This window comes from Paraburkholderia ginsengiterrae, assembly GCF_001645125.1.
GTDB lineage: Bacteria > Pseudomonadota > Gammaproteobacteria > Burkholderiales > Burkholderiaceae > Paraburkholderia > Paraburkholderia ginsengiterrae.
Genome location: NZ_LXKA01000232.1, coordinates 61,308 through 77,739, shown reverse-complemented (window position 1 = coordinate 77,739; position 16,432 = coordinate 61,308). Strand labels below are relative to the sequence as shown.

The window sequence follows — 16,432 nt, the reverse complement described above, 5'->3', positions numbered from 1 at the left end:
CAGTGGGTAACGCCCCAATTTACACGAGCGATATGGCGTTCGCGAGCGCGCGGCATATTCCTTCGAATTGGACATGCGCAAGGGATTGCACGCTTCATGTGCCGAGCAAATAGTGATTGCCCGTGGGGTAGCCGCCATAAGCTTCGTCTCTTGCACGAAAGAGCGGCTGAAACGAACCCGGCCGATTATCGTGACCCGTTCCCGCCGTTCCCGCCTCCGCCGTGACCCCCTGCGCCTGAACTGCCCGCGCCGTGACCGCCTGCGCTCGAACCACCCGCGCCCGAACTACCTGAGCCTGAACCGCCCGCACCCGAACTTCCTGCGCCCGAACCGCCTGCACCCGCGCCCGAACCACCTCCGCCGTGAACGCCTGCAGTTTGGCCTTGAGCCATTCGCAGTGAAGCAGAATCCGCTGAAGGTACATCGCGGTGATCGGACGAAGCGGACGAAGCGGACGACACCGGCAACGCCAGCTCAGCACTGTCAATTGCAGTTTCCTGAGCAGGCGGTGACGATGATCGCGCGACATCACCGGACGAAAGCGCCTGTTGCGTCGGCGACGTGGGTTGGGAAATCCCGGGCTCATGCCGCGCGACTGCCCTCACGTGCGGTGCCGAATGGTGGCGATTCTGTGTGGCGGCATGGCTTGCTTGACCAGGCCCTGGTGTAACCGACTGCGGTGCAACCGACTGCGGCGCAACAGAATCCAGAGCAGGTTCAGTACGGTGCTCGGACGGAGCGGAAGACACAGGTGGGGCAAGCTCCGCACTGGCACCCGCCGTTGCGCGAGCGGGAGGCGACGGTGGCGGCGCGACATGACCGGACCAGGACGTGGGTTGCGCCGGCGACGTGTGTCCGATGGTCCCGAGCGCCTGATCAAAGTCGAACCGATCGCCATACGCGACGAGACCCATGACCCCGACAGCCAATGCGCCTGCCGACGCAGCCCAAAGCGCAAAGTGTCTGCCCCTTGCAGACGATGCGGCCTTGATGCGTGCATCGGGGTTGCCTGCACCCGAATGCGCAAGCTCAGCCTGTCTGAACACTAAAACACGCTTCGGATCGTTTCGTCTCATCCTTCCATTCACGACTTTCATGTGCTGTCCCCTTGCGGAGTGCTCATCGAAATAAGCGACGGGATCCCGAACCCAATGTGTGAAGCCGCCGGAACCACCTGGCAAGTGAAGCACCGGTCGGCGTGCGATTTCGTGTGACCGTTCTGCGTGGTTTTCTATCGTGAGATTTGGGTCTTGAACACGCTCGTAACAGACACTGCCAGAACTGTTGGATAACCAGCATTCTCTGTGCCTGTCAGGGCGGCCCCCAACTGAGTTGTGAGATGGTGCATACGGCATGGGCATGTACGACCCAACACGGATCTGCGCCAAGGGAAGCGGGGGTCAAACCGGAAAAAATTGAAGAGAATGCAATCGAAGCGCCGCGGGGAAATCACGCGACGCGTTGCCAACAAGGTTAAGTGTGTGACCGCCCGACGGCAATGTCCATCGAAACCTGCCGCGACGTGGAACGTCCGTTGATACAGCGGCCACGCTCCTCGAGACGCCGATGGCCGCTCATATGAGAATCCGCTGCCCCCTCACCTACCTGCGCGCCCCAATCCACCCCACGATCTCACCAAACAGCTTCATATCGGGCGGCACCGACAGATCCACGGCAAGGCAGCGTCGGTAATACGGACTGAGATCGAGTCCAACGCCAAGACCCAGCACCTCCACGTCGCGCAAGGCCTCGTGCCGCGCCACTACTTCCTTCAGATGATTGTCGAGATAGTAGGCATCGTTGGCCTGGCCGGTCGCGCTGTCCATCGGGCTGCCGTCCGAGATCACGATCAGGATCCGCCTTGCCTGCGCGCCGGCGGCAAGACGCGCGCAGGCCCAGTCGACCGCTTCACCGTCCACCCCTTCGCGAAACAGATCGGCCTTGAAGAGCGCGGCAATCTCCGCGCGGGCGCGCCGCCAGTTCGTCGACGCGTCCTTGAACACCAGGTGCGAGATTTCATTGAGCCGGCCCGGATGGCGCGGCTTTCCCTGCGCCAGCCAGTCGAGCCGGGCACGGCCGCCGTTCCACGCGCCCGTGGTAAAGCCCAATACCTCGGTGGCCACGCCGGCCTGGTCGAGCGCGCGCGTGAGAATGTCCACCATGATGGCGACCGGCTCGATATGCGCTTTCATCGACCCCGAGCAGTCGATCAGAAAACTGACCGCGCAATCCGCGAGCGGCGTGTACCGCTCCAGCCGGAACAGGCGCCGCTCGGCTGGCGAACTGACCAGTTGCGCGAGGCGCCGCCCGTCGATCCGGCCATGCTCTTCGCCGAATGACCAGCCGTCGCGTTGAGTTGTCGCAAGCGCCACCTTGAGCGCGTGCGCGAGCCGCGCGACGTTCACACCCAGGGCGGCGATGCGCTCGTCGAGACGCGTGCGAAATTCGTCGAGCAAAGCCTTGCGGACCCGCGTGCCGGGATGGATTTCGCTGTCGTAGCGTGTGGTGTAGGCACGATAGCCCTGGTCCGAGGCACCCAGCACGCGGCTGTCACCGGTCAGCGCCACGGCCATGTCCTCTGGTTCGTTGTCCTCGACATCGAACCAGAGCGAGAACGCCGTGCGCGCCTTGTCGTCTTCCGATTCCTGCGGATCGTCCTGCGCCTGTTCCGCGCGGGCGGTGCGGATCATGTCGCCGACCAACCGCGCCAGTTCAAGCGCATGCACCGCGAACGCGCCCTGCTCCGCACGATGCCGGCGCAAGCCGGCCAGTGACACACCCAGCGCCGGCACGATGGCCGCGCGGGTCGCCTCGATCAGGTCCTCGGTCTCTTCCAGCACGGGCCAACCCGTCAGACGCGACCATGCGATCTGCGCCACCGTGTAGAGCAGAATGCCCAGATGATCCTCAGTCAACCCGGTGCGATGGACGGCCCGCGACCAGCCCTCGAAACGCCCGCGCAGATTCCGGGCGAGGCCCGGCATGCCGGGCGGCAGCTGCGTTTCGCAACGCAATTGCTCGAGCAGTTCGAACACCATCCGCTCGACCGGGTCCAGCGGACATAGGCGGCCATGCAGCTGCGCGTCGGAGTGCAGCAGGCGCAAGGCCGCGCCATCGGCTGCGCCACGCAGCGAGGCGAAGTCGTCCAGTTGCGGATGGGTGCGCAGATGCGGCGCGTGCAACGGCAGTGGCCGCGTGTCGCGGCACAAGCGGCCGTCACGGTAATGCAGCGCTGCGTCGCCCGTGAGTGCGCGCACGGCCGCGGCGCACAGCGCCTCGCGCCGCTCGGCACGGCGCGCGGCCTGGCGGTCGGCCTTCATCGGAGCGATTCCGTGGCGAGGTCTGCGCCACTCGCCGAAGCGTCCAGTTCGCGGCCAAAGCAGCGCTGAAAATACTCCGCCACGATCGACCGCTCGGCTTCGTCGCACTTGTTGAGGAACGTCAGACGAAACGCCATCGCGGGATCGCGGAAGATCTGGCAGTTCTCCGCCCAGTTGATCACCGTGCGCGGCGACATCAGCGTCGACAGGTCGCCGCTCGCGAAACCCTTGCGCGTGAGTTCGGCCACGCTCACCATCGATTCGATCAGCGCGCGCCCCGCGTCGTCGGCCAGCTCGGGCACGCGCGCGAGCACGATGCCGGCCTCTTCCGCGCGCGGCAGATAATTGAGCGTGGCCACCACGTTCCAGCGGTCCATCTGCGCGTGATTCAGCACCTGGGTGCCGTGATACAGGCCGTTCAGGTTGCCGAGGCCCACCGTGTTGGTGGTGGCGAACATGCGGAAATACGGATGCGGATGAATCACGCGATTCTGGTCGAGCAGCGTGAACTTGCCGTCGCGCTCCAGAATGCGCTGGATCACGAACATCACGTCCGGCCGCCCCGCGTCGTATTCGTCGAAGATCAACGCGACCGGGCGCTGCAAGGCCCAAGGCACGATCCCCTCCTGAAACTCGGTCACCTGCAGGTCGTCGCGCACGACGATCGCGTCCTTGCCGACCAGGTCCAGACGGCTGATATGGCCATCGAGATTGACGCGCACGCACGGCCAGTTCAGGCGCGCGGCGACCTGCTCGATATGCGTCGACTTTCCGGTGCCGTGCATCCCTTGCACCATCACCCGGCGGTCGCGGCTAAAGCCCGCCAGGATCGCGAGCGTCACCTCCGGATTGAAGCGGTAGACCTCGTCGATCTCCGGCACGTGGTCGTCACGCTCGCTGAAAGCCGGCACCATCAGGTTCGAGTCAATGCCGAAAACACTGCGTACCGCGACCATCCTGTCGGGTTTGCCAGTCACGATATCCGTCACTTTGTCATCCTCTCCGTCTCGTCTCATCATTGCTCCACTACCAGTGCCTTTTCGGTGCGCGCCGTCAACGCACGGCCGCCACCGCCGCAAAGTTTTTACTGCGCCGCTCCATGGCCCAGGCCGCCCACGCCGACAGCAGCGCCGATAACACCACGTACGCGCACACGTACCACGGCTTGCCGCCGTCGACGCGCAGGAGTGCCGTCGCGATGATCGGCGTGAGGCCGCTCGCGAAGATGCCCGAGAACTGGTACACGAACGAGATGCCGGTGTAGCGCACTTCGGCATCGAAGAGTTCGGCGAAGAGCGCCGCTTCGGGGCCATAAACCATTGCGTAGAAGATCCCGAACGGAATCACGATAGCGAGCCACACCGCCATCGTATTGCCCGCCTGGGTCTCCATCAGCCAGAACGCCGGCAGCACCGACAGGCCGCAGATCAGCGAGCCCCAGCGGTACACGCGCGCGCGTCCCAGCGCATCCGACATCCGGCCGAACACCGGTATGAAGAAACACATCACCATCGCCGCAATCATGACGCCGGTGAGCGCTTCGGTGCGACTCATCGACAGGCGCTGCGTGAGGTAGCCGATCATGAACACGGCGAAGATATTGAAGAACACGCCGTCGATCCAGCGCGCACCCATGCCCAGCAGCACCGAGCCGCGATAGCGCGTGATCATGTCGACAAACGGGATCTTCACGTCGCGCCGGCTGCGCTTGAGCGCGAGAAACTCGGGCGTCTCCATGACCTTGAGGCGGATGTACAGGCCCAGCACCACGAGCAGCAGCGACCCGGCAAACGCGAGCCGCCAGCCCCACGCGAGGAACGCCGCTTCCGGCAACAGCCGCGAAATGCCCGCAACAATGCCCGACGCGAGGCACAAACCGATCGACAGGCCGATCTGCGGCAGGCTCGCGTACAGGCCGCGCCGCTCGGGCGGCGCATATTCGTAGGCCATCAGCACCGCGCCGCCCCATTCGCCGCCAAGGCCGATACCCTGCAGCACGCGCAGCGAGAGCAGCAGAATCGGCGCCCAGATGCCGATCTGCTCGAACGTGGGCACGAAGGCGACGCCCGCCGTCGAGATCCCCATGATGACGAGCGTGCAGATCAGCGCGGACTTGCGCCCGACCCGGTCGCCGAAGTGACCGAAGATCACGCCGCCAAGCGGCCGCGTGATAAAGCCGACCGCGAACGTGCCGTAGGCCAGCATCGTAGAAACGAGCGCATCGTGCGACGGAAAATACAGCTTGTTGAATACAATGCCCGCCACGACGCCATACAGAAAAAAGTCGTACCACTCGACGGTAGCGCCAATCACACTCGCGAACGCAACCCGACGCACCACCCGCTTATCGATTGCCATAACGCCTCCTCCGATGATGGCCGTGCCCAAACCTCACTATGCTCACGGCGCCATACGTACCGAAGCCCCTGTTTGTCTCCTCCGGGGCGCGAATTTCGCTGCCTGCCTCTTTTTCTCTTCTTACTTTTCCTGCTCAGTGATGGGCCGCCATGCTCAGCGGCTCGACTTCTGTGACCTGCATCGCCTCGGCACGGGCGTCCTCGAGAATCATCGCGGACGCTTTTTCCGCGACCATCACGATCGGCACGTTGGTATTGCCCGACACCAGCGTCGGCATGATCGAGCAATCGACCACACGCAATCCGTGCGTGCCGTACACGCGCAATCGTTCATCGACCACCGCGCGCGAATCGCTCGCCACGCCCATCTTCGCGGTGCCGGACGGATGAAAAATCGTCTGACCGTACTCGCGGCTAAAGTGCAGCAGCTCGTCGTCGGTTTGCGCCTGCGGACCCGGGCGGACTTCGCGCTTCATGAGTGAAGCCATCGGTTCGGCGGCGGCGACCCGGCGCGCAAAGCGCACGCCCGCCACCGTCGTGCGGCGGTCGAGATCGGTCGCGAGATAGTTCGGCTGGATGGACGGCGCATCGCGCATATCGTTCGTGCGGATGCGCACCGTGCCGCGCGACTCCGGGCGCAACTGGCAGATCGAATAGGTGCAGCCGGGAAACCCATGGACGTCGCCGCCGGCGGTGTCGGCCGAGAGCGTCGAGAAGTGAAACTGGATATCGGGCGTTGCCGCTTCGTCCGGCAGCGCGCGGCAAAACATGCCGCCCTGATTGATGCCGACCGACAGCGGCCCTTCGCGAAAGAGGGCCCATTGCAGGCCCATCTTCGCGCGCCCGGTCCAAGAATGCAGCAGGTCGTTGGTCGTGATCGGCCGGGTCACTTCGTAGGTCAGGCGCACCTGCAAATGGTCCTGCAGATTGTCGCCGACACCGGCCCGGTCGGCGACCACCGGAATGCCGAATTCATTAAGCAGCCCCGCCGGGCCGACGCCGGAGACCTGCAGCAATTGCGGCGACTGCAGCGCGCCCGCCGTCAGCACGACTTCGCGCTGCGCGCGCACCTCATGCGTCCGGCCATGCTGCACGTAACGGATGCCCACCGCGCGCGTGCCTTCGAAGAGAATCTTCGACGCCAGCGCATCGGTTTCGATATGCAGATTCGGGCGGCGGCGCGCGGGTTTCAGATAAGCCACCGCGGTCGAGCAGCGCCAGCCGTGCCGGGTGGTCAGCTGATAGTAGCCGACGCCTTCCTGATCGCCCTGATTGAAATCCTCGACTGTTGGGACCCCCAGGCGATTCGACGCCGCAATGAACGCATCCACGAGTTCGTGGCGCTGCTTGATGGTGGAAGCCCACAAAGGTCCGTCGACGCCGCGTGTCGGCGACTCACCCAGTTCGTTATGTTCGAGCTTCCGGAAGTACGGCAGGCACTCCTGCCAGCTCCAGCCGCGATTGCCGAGCGCTGCCCAGCGGTCGTAGTCCTCTTTCTGGCCGCGAATATAGATGAGCCCATTGATCGAACTGCTGCCGCCCAGCGTACGCCCGCGCGGCCAGTAGAGCTTGCGGTCGAGCATGTTCGGATCGGGGTCGGTGTAAAAGCCCCAGTTGTAGACCGGATGAAACATCGTCTTGCCGTAACCGATCGGGATATGGATCCACAGAAAGCGGTCGGGCGGACCGGCTTCGAGCAGGCACACCGAGTAGCGGCCGTTCTCCGAGAGACGGTTGGCCAGTACGCAGCCGGCCGATCCCGCGCCGACGACGACGTAGTCGAAACTCCGTGTCATGAATGATGTCTCCGCGCTATTGCTGTTGTTGCCGCTGCTTCTTTCTTTCTAAAAACCGGTAGGTTTCGTTCAAATTTATTGGATCGCTATTTCCGCTTCAAGATAATCCGGTTACGATCGAGCAAACCGGTACAAAAACCGACTTTTTTGTTTCATTTTCAGTGATGCACTTACGCGCTCATCCGGGTTGTCACCGATCCGGCCGCGCCGCATTCACGCTGTTCCGCCTCGGGAAGGTCAATGACAGACACCACGCGTCCCAACTCACCTCAAGAACCCGGCGACGACACCCGCGTCCTGCGCGCGCTCAACGTGCTCGAACAGCTGGCGGTTGCGGGACAGCCGTTTTCGCTGTCGCAGTTGTCCTCGCGTCTGCAGATTCCCAAGGCGACGCTGATGCGTCTGATCGAATCGCTCGAAGCGCGGGGTTACGTCACGCACATGCCGGATTCGCGCGGCGCGGATCGCGGCATCGCACTCGGCCCGCGTGCCGCCCAGCTCGCGTTGAGCACGCTCGCAAACAGCACCTTCACGCGCGCCTGCCGTTCGCTGCTGCGCACGCTCGTGGATGCGCTCGGCGAGACCTGCAACCTCACCGTGCTCGACGGCGATACGGTGCTCTACGTCGAACGCGTCGAAACCACCGAACCGTTGCGCCTGCACATGCAACCCGGCATGCGCGTGCCGCTGCACTGCACCGCGAGCGGCAAGCTCTTTCTGTCCCAGATGGTGCCCGCCGAGCGCAGCCTCGCGATCCGCCGCCTGCACCTCAAGCAGATGACTTACCGGACCCTGACCGATGTGGACCTGCTCGAAGCGGAACTCGACCGGCTCGCCGCGCGAGGCATTGGCGTGGACAACGAAGAATTCGTGCGCGGGATGGTGGCGATCGCCGTGCCGGTGCGCAGCGTCGACGACAATCGCGTGCTCGCGGCGCTCGCGGTTCACGCACCGACCGCGCGCGCGAGTCTCGAAGATCTGCTGAAGGCGGTGCCGAAGCTGAAGGAAACCGCCGTGCGCATTGGGCCTTTATTGCATCCGGCCGTTGCGGCATCGGTGGCGTCGAAGTAGCAGGAATGCGGCGGTTCTCATTCGTTCCGTGAGAACCGCCGCGCTGCACAAAGCACGTTCGTTACCCCACCCTCATTGAACGCGCGGGCGATACTCTGCGAGTTCCGCTTCTTCGGCGCTGGCCGGGCTCTTCCGCGCACGCCACGCATATGCGACGAGCAGCACGCCAAGGCTCACCACGCCGAGCCACAGCGGCGTGCGCTGATCCGGTATGAAGGCCATCGCCACCAGAATCCCGACCATGCCGGCAATCGCGAACCACGTCAGATACGGGTAGCACCACATCCGCACGCGCAGCGTTTGCGGCGACTCCCGTTCGAGCCGGGCACGCAGCTTCAGTTGCGACAGCGCGATCAGCACATAGACGAAGATCGCCACCGTGCCATACGAATTGACGAGGAAGGCGAACACCGTATCGGGCGATACGTACGACATAACCACCGATACGTAGCCGAACAAGGTGCCGATCAGGATCGCGCGAACGGGTACGCCACGGCGATTGACCTTCGCGAGCGATGCGGGTGCGTCGCCATGGCGGGTCAGTGCAAAAATCATCCGCGACGCGGCATAGAGGCCGGAATTGAGCGCCGACAGCACCGCGGTCAGCACGATCGCGTTCATCACGTTGGCGGCGGCCGGAATACCCATTGCTTCGAGCGCGCTGACATACGGCGTGGCCATCTTCGGCGAATCCCACGGCACCAGCGCAACCACCAGCAGAATCGAGCCGACATAGAAAAACAGCACGCGGGTAATGACCGAGTTGGTGGCCTTGGCGACCGCCTTGACCGGTTCATGCGCTTCGGCGGCTGCGATGGTGACGATTTCCGCACCGAAGTAAAAACCGGTTGCCGCCACCGCCCCGCTCAGAACCGGTCCGATCCCCTTCGGCATCAAGCCACCGTGCGAAAGCAGCGTCGGTATGACGGACGCGGTGTGCATCGAAGCGGGCCACAAACCCAGCACATACAAACCGCCGAGGAACAGAAACACGATGATCGCCGCGACCTTGATGGATGCAAACCAGAACTCGAATTCCCCGTAGCTGCCGACCGAGATCAGATTGGTCGCGGTCAGCACGACCAGCAACACGAGACTGATCGCCCATGCAGGGGTATCCGGCAACCAGAACTGCACGAGCTTCGCACCGGCCACTGCCTCCACGGCCACCACGATCACCCAGAAATACCAGTACATCCAGCCGGTCAGAAAGCCGGCCAGCTTGCCGGGGCCGCGTTTGCCGGAAAAGGCCAGACGCGCGTACTCATAAAACGAGCCGACCGCCGGCATCGCGCACGCCATTTCGCCAAGCATGCGCATGACCAGCACGATCAGGCCCCCGGTAATCAGAAACGACAGCACCGCGGCGGGACCGGCCTGCCGGACCACGACGCCGCTGCCGACAAAAAGGCCCGCGCCGATCACGCCTCCCAGCGCGATCATGGTCATGTGGCGCTGCTTGAGACCCGTCTTCAATTCACTCTTGTTCATCGATGGTTGCATGTCACCTCCACATCCTGTTTATTCCGGCGCCGGCTCCGCTGCTGCGCGCAGGCGCCGTCTATGACGGATCGAGCGAAGGCGCTTGCGCGCCTCGCCGCGGAATATTGTGTTCTTTCGACTCAAGTTGCGGACCAGGCGTGCAGCTTAACCGCACTGATTTGTCCGCTTGATTTTGCCCACTCTATGCAGGCGGTTTGGCGCGGTGCGCTGCGGGTTGCATGCGGCACCGCGATTGGCGCGCGAGGCCCCGAGCCGGATGGGCTCGGCGGCCGCGCTCAAGGCTTCTCGTCGCGTCGGAAGTACATCTGGTAGAGCATCCGCTGCCCGATCCGGCGGAACGGTGCGAACGGGTGGCCCGGCAACGGCGACGTAAAGATCGGCAGCGTCTGCTTCTCAGCTTTGCCGGCGATCCGTTCGGCGAGGCGCCGCCCCGCCTGCTGCGAATACGACACGCCATTGCCGCCGTAGCCGAGCGCGTAAAAAACCTGTTGCTTCGGGTCCGGCTGACAGACGCGCGGCATCATGTCGTGGCTCACGTCCACCCAGCCCCACCACGAGTAGTCGATCGCGACGCCGCGCAGCGCCGGAAACTTGCGGCCCATGCCTTCGACGAGCAGTTCGAAATGCTTCGAGTTCGGCGCATCGGCACCGGTGATCGCGCTGCGGCTGCCAATCTGCAGACGGTTGTCCGGCAGGAAGCGATAGTAGAAGCGCAAGGTGCGCGTGTCGGTGAGCACCTGCGTCGTGCGGAAATTGCACGCGGCAATTTCCTGCGATGTCAGCGGGCGCGTCACCATCGAATTCGACAGGATCGGCATCACGCGGCTCGTCAGTGACGGATGAAGATTTTGCGCCGTGTAAGCGCCCGTCGCGATGCCCACCGACCGCGCCCGCACGATGCCGCCCGGCGTGCGCAGATGATGAATGCCGTTGATGGTCTCCCAGCCAATCACCGGGCTCGCCGGATGCACTTTCGCGCCTGCTTCGCGCGCGAGCCGCAGATAGCCGAAGGCGAGCTTCAGCGCGTGGATGCCGATGCCCTCGGGCTCATGCAGCGCGCCGGCCGCCTCGCTATCGTTCACATATTCGCGGCGGAACGTGGCCTGGTCGATGAGTTCGGACGGATAGCCGAACACGTCTTTCCAGACTTTTGACTCGGCGGCGAGTTTCGCCATCAGGCGCGGCCGATGCGCAATCAGAAAGTGCCCGCCGGGCTGCGGATCGCAATCGATCTCGGCCACCAGCTTCTTGAAATTGTCGAAGCCTTCCTGAATCTCGTCGTGCATTTTCAGCGCGACGTCCTTGCCCCATCGTTCGACCCATTGCGAGCGCGACAGACGTCCCGACGCGTTCTGGCCTTGCCCGCCATTGCGGCTGCTGCAACCCCAGCTCGTGCGGTTGGCTTCGAGCACCACGGCCTTGATGCCGTGCTCGCGCGCCAGACACAGCGCGGTGGCGAGTCCCGTATATCCCGCGCCGATGATTGCGACGTCCACGTCGATGTCTTTCGTGATCGGTCCGTCGTCGGGCGGCGGCGTGCCGGCCGTCGCGACCCAGTAGGTCGGTGCGTACTGTTTGCCCTGCCCCGGTCCTGGCGACACCAGCGGGTCGTAGGTCGGGTCGTATTGCGTGGCGCTGTCCCGTGCCCCCGACAGCCCTTCGCCGACCCGTGTGATTACGCTTTGCACCATGAGACGCTCCTCGTCGGCATCAAACGTTCTGCTTCGGACGTTCCTTGCGGAACGCGCGCTTCACGGCGATCAGGCCGTCGCGAAACTCGAAAAGATCGCAACCTTCCGCCTCGATGCGCCAGCCTTCCGCGTGCGTGCCGGAGAACACCCATTCGGACACCCCACGCTCACCGATCACGTAGTGACGGCCCTTGCCCCAATGCGCATCCGGAAAGGTCTTGAAGACCGCTTCGAACGCCGCGCGCACCGCGTCGCGCCCCACGAAGCGCGTACCGTGGACCTCGGGTCCGCCTGCTGCGTCGAACACGCAGTCCTCGGTCATGAAGGTCATCAGCGCGGTTGCGTCATGACGGTTGAACGCGTCTGAGAATGCCGCGAGCGTGTCCGCGGTGACCGTGGGGGCGGACGTTTCTGTTGTGGTCATGCATGTCTCCTGCTCAGTGATTTTGGTTCGATCCGTGTCGCCGCCCAAGCGGCGACCTTTCGAGAAAAGTGTAGGTTTTACGTGCGATCGACGGTAGGGCCAGTGCGGCGCTTTCGCCTGGTGCAGCGTTGCTCCAATGCAGGGCAACGGAGGGATGTGGATTGGAATGCGGATTGAAGCGCACCGCCTGTGCGGGGCGGATAGCGCGATGCGTTAGTGCTGGTTCACTGCACGCGCGTTGTCGAGGCAGCGCTTCACAGCACGCTCGTCTTCATCGGTGAAACGTCCGATCAGGACGATTGTCGATTCAGCGGATGCATGGCCTGTAAACGGTGTAATCAGAATGCGGCCGCCCACCACGTGGAGTTCCTGAGGCGAGGCCGTTTGATCCAGCCAGACAATGCCCTTAGCTCTCAATAGCGCAACGGACATGTTGCGGAACGCGTCTTTAAGCTTCTTTTTGTCGAGGCGAAAGTCCGAGCGATAGGAAAAGCTGGTGATACCAGAATGATTGCTCAACTGACCGGCAGCGTTCGTGAGGCCGGCGCCGCCAGTGCGCTGACGCGGCACCACGCTGGCGTCGAAGATGAGTTCCAGCGGTATAGCGCCGTTGTTCGATTCGAGCAGGATGGCGGTGCTCGCCTGCGCGGCCACCGCTTCTTTCGCGGCCGTCTTTTCGTTCTCGCTGACGAGGTCCGTTTTGTTCAACACCAGCGCGGTAGCGCCCGCGATCTGGCGACGCACGATATCGCCGACGTACGGGTCTTGCAACGTCTGCCCGATACGTTCGGCGTCGACGGCAACGATGATCCCGCACAATCTGAACGCCCGGTCGAGCAGACCGATTTGCGCGATCTTCACCGGATCGGACACCCCGCTCGCTTCGATAATCAACAACTCGGGACGCTCGGGCCGGGCGCCGATTTTTACTAATGCGTCGACGAGCCGCCCGCCGACCGAGCAGCAGATGCAGCCGTTTTCCAGATTGATGACGTCGTCGGTTCGTTCGCGGATCAGCGACGCGTCGATATTGATATCGCCGAAATCATTGACGAGCACCGCCACCCGGCGCTGCCCCGCGTTGAGCAGCACATGATTGAGCAGCGTCGTCTTGCCCGCGCCGAGATAGCCGCCGAGCACCACCAGCGCGATGGGTGGCGCGGCGTCGTTCATTTTGCCGGCGACTGAAAAACACGGCCGCCCAGCACCGTTCCCCACACTTCGACGTCTTTCAATCGCTCCGCCGCGATCTCGCTGGGGTCGTCCGCCAGCACGGCGAAGTCCGCGAATTTGCCCACTTCGATGCTGCCGATCAGATGGTCCATCTTCAGCGTATAGGCGGCGCCGAGCGTAATGGCGCGCAACGCGTCCGCCACGGGAATGCACTCGCTCGCGCCCAGCACGCGGCCCGATGCCGTCTTGCGCTGAACCGCGCACCATGCGGTGAAGAGCGGGCTTAACTGCGTGATCGGCGCATCCGAATGAAACGCAAAAGGAATCCCCAGCCGCCGCGCCGAGCCCGCCGCGTCCATCCGGTTCGCCCGGTCGGGACCCATGGTCTGGGTGTAGTGGGCGTCGCCCCAGTAGTAGATATGGTTGGAGAAAAAGTTGATGCACAGGCCCAGTTTCGCGGCTCGCGCCAACTGGCTCGCGTCGGCCATCTGGCAATGCTGCAAGGTATGCCGGTGATCGCCGCGCGGAAACGCGTCGAGCATGCGCTCGAGCGCGTCGAGCACCACCTCGGTGGCTTCGTCGCCATTGGTGTGGATGTGCAGTTGCAGCCCCGCGCGATGAAACGGCGTGAACACCTCTTCGAGTTGGCCAGGTGGAATGAGCCACAAGCCGTTAGGCTGCCCGTTGAAATAGCCCGGCCATTTCAGGCGCGCCGTAAAGCCCTGAATCGAGCCGTCGACGATAAACTTGACCGGGCCGAATCTGAGTTTGTCGGTACTGTCGCGAAGCGCGGCCAGCACTTTTTCGACCCCGTTTTCCGGGCTTCGCTGCGGCGCGAACGCGGGCACGATCCTCACGGGATACTGCGGGTCGGCCGTGACTTCGCGCAGGTTGCGATTGCCCAGCGCCGACAGATCGTTGACCAGATCCGTCGCAGTCGTGACGCCGGCCAACTGCGCCACTCTGCCGAAGTTCCAGATGGCCTCCGGCTTCTCGCTCGCCGCGATGGAAAGTTGGCTGCCGATCACCTGATACACCGGGAACATGGCGGCGAATTCCTGTAGCTCGCCGCTCGGCTGGCCGTGCCGATCGCGGTCGATACCGTCGATGTCGGTGTCTTCGTCGATACCGGCGAGCGCAAGCATCGCGCTGTTGACGTTCATCAGGTGCACGCTCGCATGCAGCACCACGATCGGCCGGCTCGACGACACGGTATCGAGTTCCTTGACCGACAAACGGCTCGTGCCGAAGAAAATTGGATCGAAGCCCCAGGCGAGAAGCGGCGCGGCCGCATCCGTCATGGTGCGTTGCGCTTCGCTCAGGCGGGCGATCACTTCATCGAGCGTTTTCAGGCCCGGCCACAGCTTGCCGTCAGGACCGCGCCGGTCGTAGTAGCCCAGATACACGGCGTCCCACATCGCGCCTTCCATCAGGTGGCAATGCCCTTCCACGAGGCCGGGCATCAGCACCTTGTCGCGGAACGTATCGACGATTTCAACGCTTCCCCACTGGCTCACGTCGTCGAGGCTGCCGACGGACAGAATCCGTCCGTCGCGAACCGCGACATGCGTGGCGTGCGGCTGGGCGGGATTCATCGTCAGGATTTTTCTGGCGACGAATACGGTCACGGGACTACGTTCAGGCACAGTCATGAATGGGCGCGGTTAGAGTGAGATCAGATCCTGAAGCTTGACACCAAACACTTAGGACAACGCATGCACCGGCTTGCGCTTCGAGCCGAGGTTCAGCACCACCGTGACCGCGATATTGATGGCGAGGCAAAACAGCCCCAGATTGAAACCACCAAGATCGATATGCAGCAGGTAGAGAATGATCGCCAGTATCTGGCCGGTCAGAATCCCCGCCGCAACGGCAGACGGCTTGACGCGCAGCGAGAACAGAATGACCATCACGCCCGGGAAGAACTGAGTCACGCCATAGTACGCGGTGTTGATCAGCGTGAGCATCAGATTCGGCGTCAGCAATGTCATTACGATCGATGCCAGCAGATAGACCACGATCACCACTTTCGCGCTGGCTTTCTGCCGGTTCTCAGGCATGCTCGGCAGCAGATTGCGCGTGACGATCGGGCCGATGGCAAGGCAGATGCCGGTCAGGACCAGCAAACCCGAGAGCGACGCGCCGGCCGCCACCAACCCCAGCAGCCAGCCCGGCAGCAGACGGATCGCCGCCGCGAAGAAGGCTTCGTTCGGCGACGCCAGATGCAGGTTCTGACTGATCGCGTAGTACGACGCAATCACGAGGAACGGATACATCAGCATGTACAGCGGCATGGCAATCTGGGTGCGCCGGATCGTATTCGGGCTCGTGGCCGTGAAAAAGACCTGCACCGCGAACGGCATCACGTAGAAGCCCATCGACTGGAACAGCATGGTGCTCATCGAGAACGTCAGCTGACTGGAGTTCATGCTGTTGCTGACGTGCAGGCTGGCTGCGTGAAAGACCTCCGTGACACCGGATTCCCACGCGACGGCGATCCCCGTAATCACGATCGCCACGACCATCAGCACGTCTTTGAGGATGGATATATAGGCCGAGGCACGCACCCCCGAGATGGCGATATACGTGAACGCCATCACCGCGGAGATGAGGATCAGATACAGCGGCTGAAAATTCCAGCCGAGCCCTTTGAACGCGGCGACGAGACCGGTGAACTGCAGCTCGCCCCACGGCAGCAGAAACAGGATTGCCGAGGCGGCCACGACGAGTTCCAGCGTGCGGCTGCCAAAGTGACCTTTGAACAGGTCCGGCAGCGTAATGGCGTTATAGCGCTTGCCCGCCTGCCAGATTTTGGGCCCGATGAAATAGCCGACGGGATACGCGAGCAGGATATAGCCGAGAAACCAGACGCCATAGGTCGGCCCCTTGGCATAGATGCCGCCCGGAAAGCCGACCATCGTGCCGATGCTGTAGATTTCGCCGGCGGCGAGAAAAAAGACCAGATAAGCGCCGAACTGCCGGGACGCGACGAAGAAATCGTGCACGCTCTGCGCGCCATGTCCTTTCTTCGAGCGTATCGCCAGATACAGGGAGAACAGAATCAAACCGAGAAATACGGCAGTGGACATCCGGGTTC

Annotated in this window: 12 protein-coding genes; 2 read left to right on the top strand and 10 right to left on the bottom strand. The window is 63.3% G+C overall.

The genetic code is table 11. The features are described 5' to 3' along the window. Positions 1-73 precede the first annotated feature (73 nt). Entirely contained in the window at positions 74-670 is a 597-nt protein-coding gene (locus A6V37_RS40810) for a hypothetical protein (RefSeq protein ID WP_157447887.1), read from the top strand. 931 nt (positions 671-1,601) lie between these two features. Here the strand turns inward: A6V37_RS40810 and A6V37_RS18675 are convergent. The 4 genes from A6V37_RS18675 to A6V37_RS18660 form a co-directional block, all read right to left on the bottom strand. Then, a complete protein-coding gene (locus A6V37_RS18675) occupies positions 1,602-3,320 on the bottom strand; it encodes a cobaltochelatase CobT-related protein (RefSeq protein ID WP_064286196.1) in 1,719 nt (572 codons plus the stop codon). Then, complete coding sequence (locus A6V37_RS18670; protein WP_207547623.1) at positions 3,317-4,336, bottom strand: AAA family ATPase; 1,020 nt, start codon at positions 4,334-4,336, stop codon at positions 3,317-3,319. The genes A6V37_RS18675 and A6V37_RS18670 overlap by 4 nt, the downstream gene beginning before the upstream one ends. Before the next feature lie 37 nt (positions 4,337-4,373). Next, positions 4,374-5,678, bottom strand: a complete 1,305-nt coding sequence (locus tag A6V37_RS18665) for an MFS transporter (protein WP_064267860.1) — start codon at positions 5,676-5,678, stop codon at positions 4,374-4,376. A gap of 133 nt (positions 5,679-5,811) precedes the next feature. Then, complete coding sequence (locus tag A6V37_RS18660; RefSeq protein WP_064267859.1) at positions 5,812-7,473, bottom strand: GMC family oxidoreductase; 1,662 nt, start codon at positions 7,471-7,473, stop codon at positions 5,812-5,814. A gap of 240 nt (positions 7,474-7,713) precedes the next feature. Between A6V37_RS18660 and A6V37_RS18655 the strand changes: the two genes are divergently transcribed. Next, complete coding sequence (locus A6V37_RS18655; RefSeq protein ID WP_064267858.1) at positions 7,714-8,544, top strand: IclR family transcriptional regulator; 831 nt, start codon at positions 7,714-7,716, stop codon at positions 8,542-8,544. A 72-nt stretch (positions 8,545-8,616) separates the two neighbouring features. Here A6V37_RS18655 and A6V37_RS18650 read toward each other — a convergent pair whose 3' ends face one another. The 6 genes from A6V37_RS18650 to A6V37_RS18625 all read right to left on the bottom strand — a co-directional run bounded on the left by A6V37_RS18650 (position 8,617) and on the right by A6V37_RS18625 (position 16,424). After that, a complete protein-coding gene (locus tag A6V37_RS18650) occupies positions 8,617-10,047 on the bottom strand; it encodes an amino acid permease (protein WP_064267857.1) in 1,431 nt (476 codons plus the stop codon). Positions 10,048-10,322: 275 nt separating this feature from the next. Next, complete coding sequence (locus A6V37_RS18645; protein WP_064267856.1) at positions 10,323-11,738, bottom strand: NAD(P)/FAD-dependent oxidoreductase; 1,416 nt, start codon at positions 11,736-11,738, stop codon at positions 10,323-10,325. A gap of 19 nt (positions 11,739-11,757) precedes the next feature. Then, positions 11,758-12,162, bottom strand: coding sequence for a nuclear transport factor 2 family protein (locus A6V37_RS18640; RefSeq protein ID WP_064267855.1), 405 nt, complete (start codon positions 12,160-12,162; stop codon positions 11,758-11,760). A 213-nt stretch (positions 12,163-12,375) separates the two neighbouring features. Then, complete coding sequence (locus tag A6V37_RS18635) at positions 12,376-13,335, bottom strand: CobW family GTP-binding protein (RefSeq protein ID WP_064286195.1); 960 nt, start codon at positions 13,333-13,335, stop codon at positions 12,376-12,378. Continuing rightward, on the bottom strand, positions 13,332-14,987 hold the full coding sequence (locus tag A6V37_RS18630) for an amidohydrolase (RefSeq protein ID WP_064267853.1): 1,656 nt from the start codon (positions 14,985-14,987) through the stop codon (positions 13,332-13,334). Before A6V37_RS18630 ends, A6V37_RS18635 begins: the two co-directional genes overlap by 4 nt. Before the next feature lie 51 nt (positions 14,988-15,038). Then, a complete protein-coding gene (locus A6V37_RS18625; protein WP_064267852.1) occupies positions 15,039-16,424 on the bottom strand; it encodes a sodium:solute symporter family protein in 1,386 nt (461 codons plus the stop codon). Between the last annotated feature and the right edge of the window lie 8 nt (positions 16,425-16,432).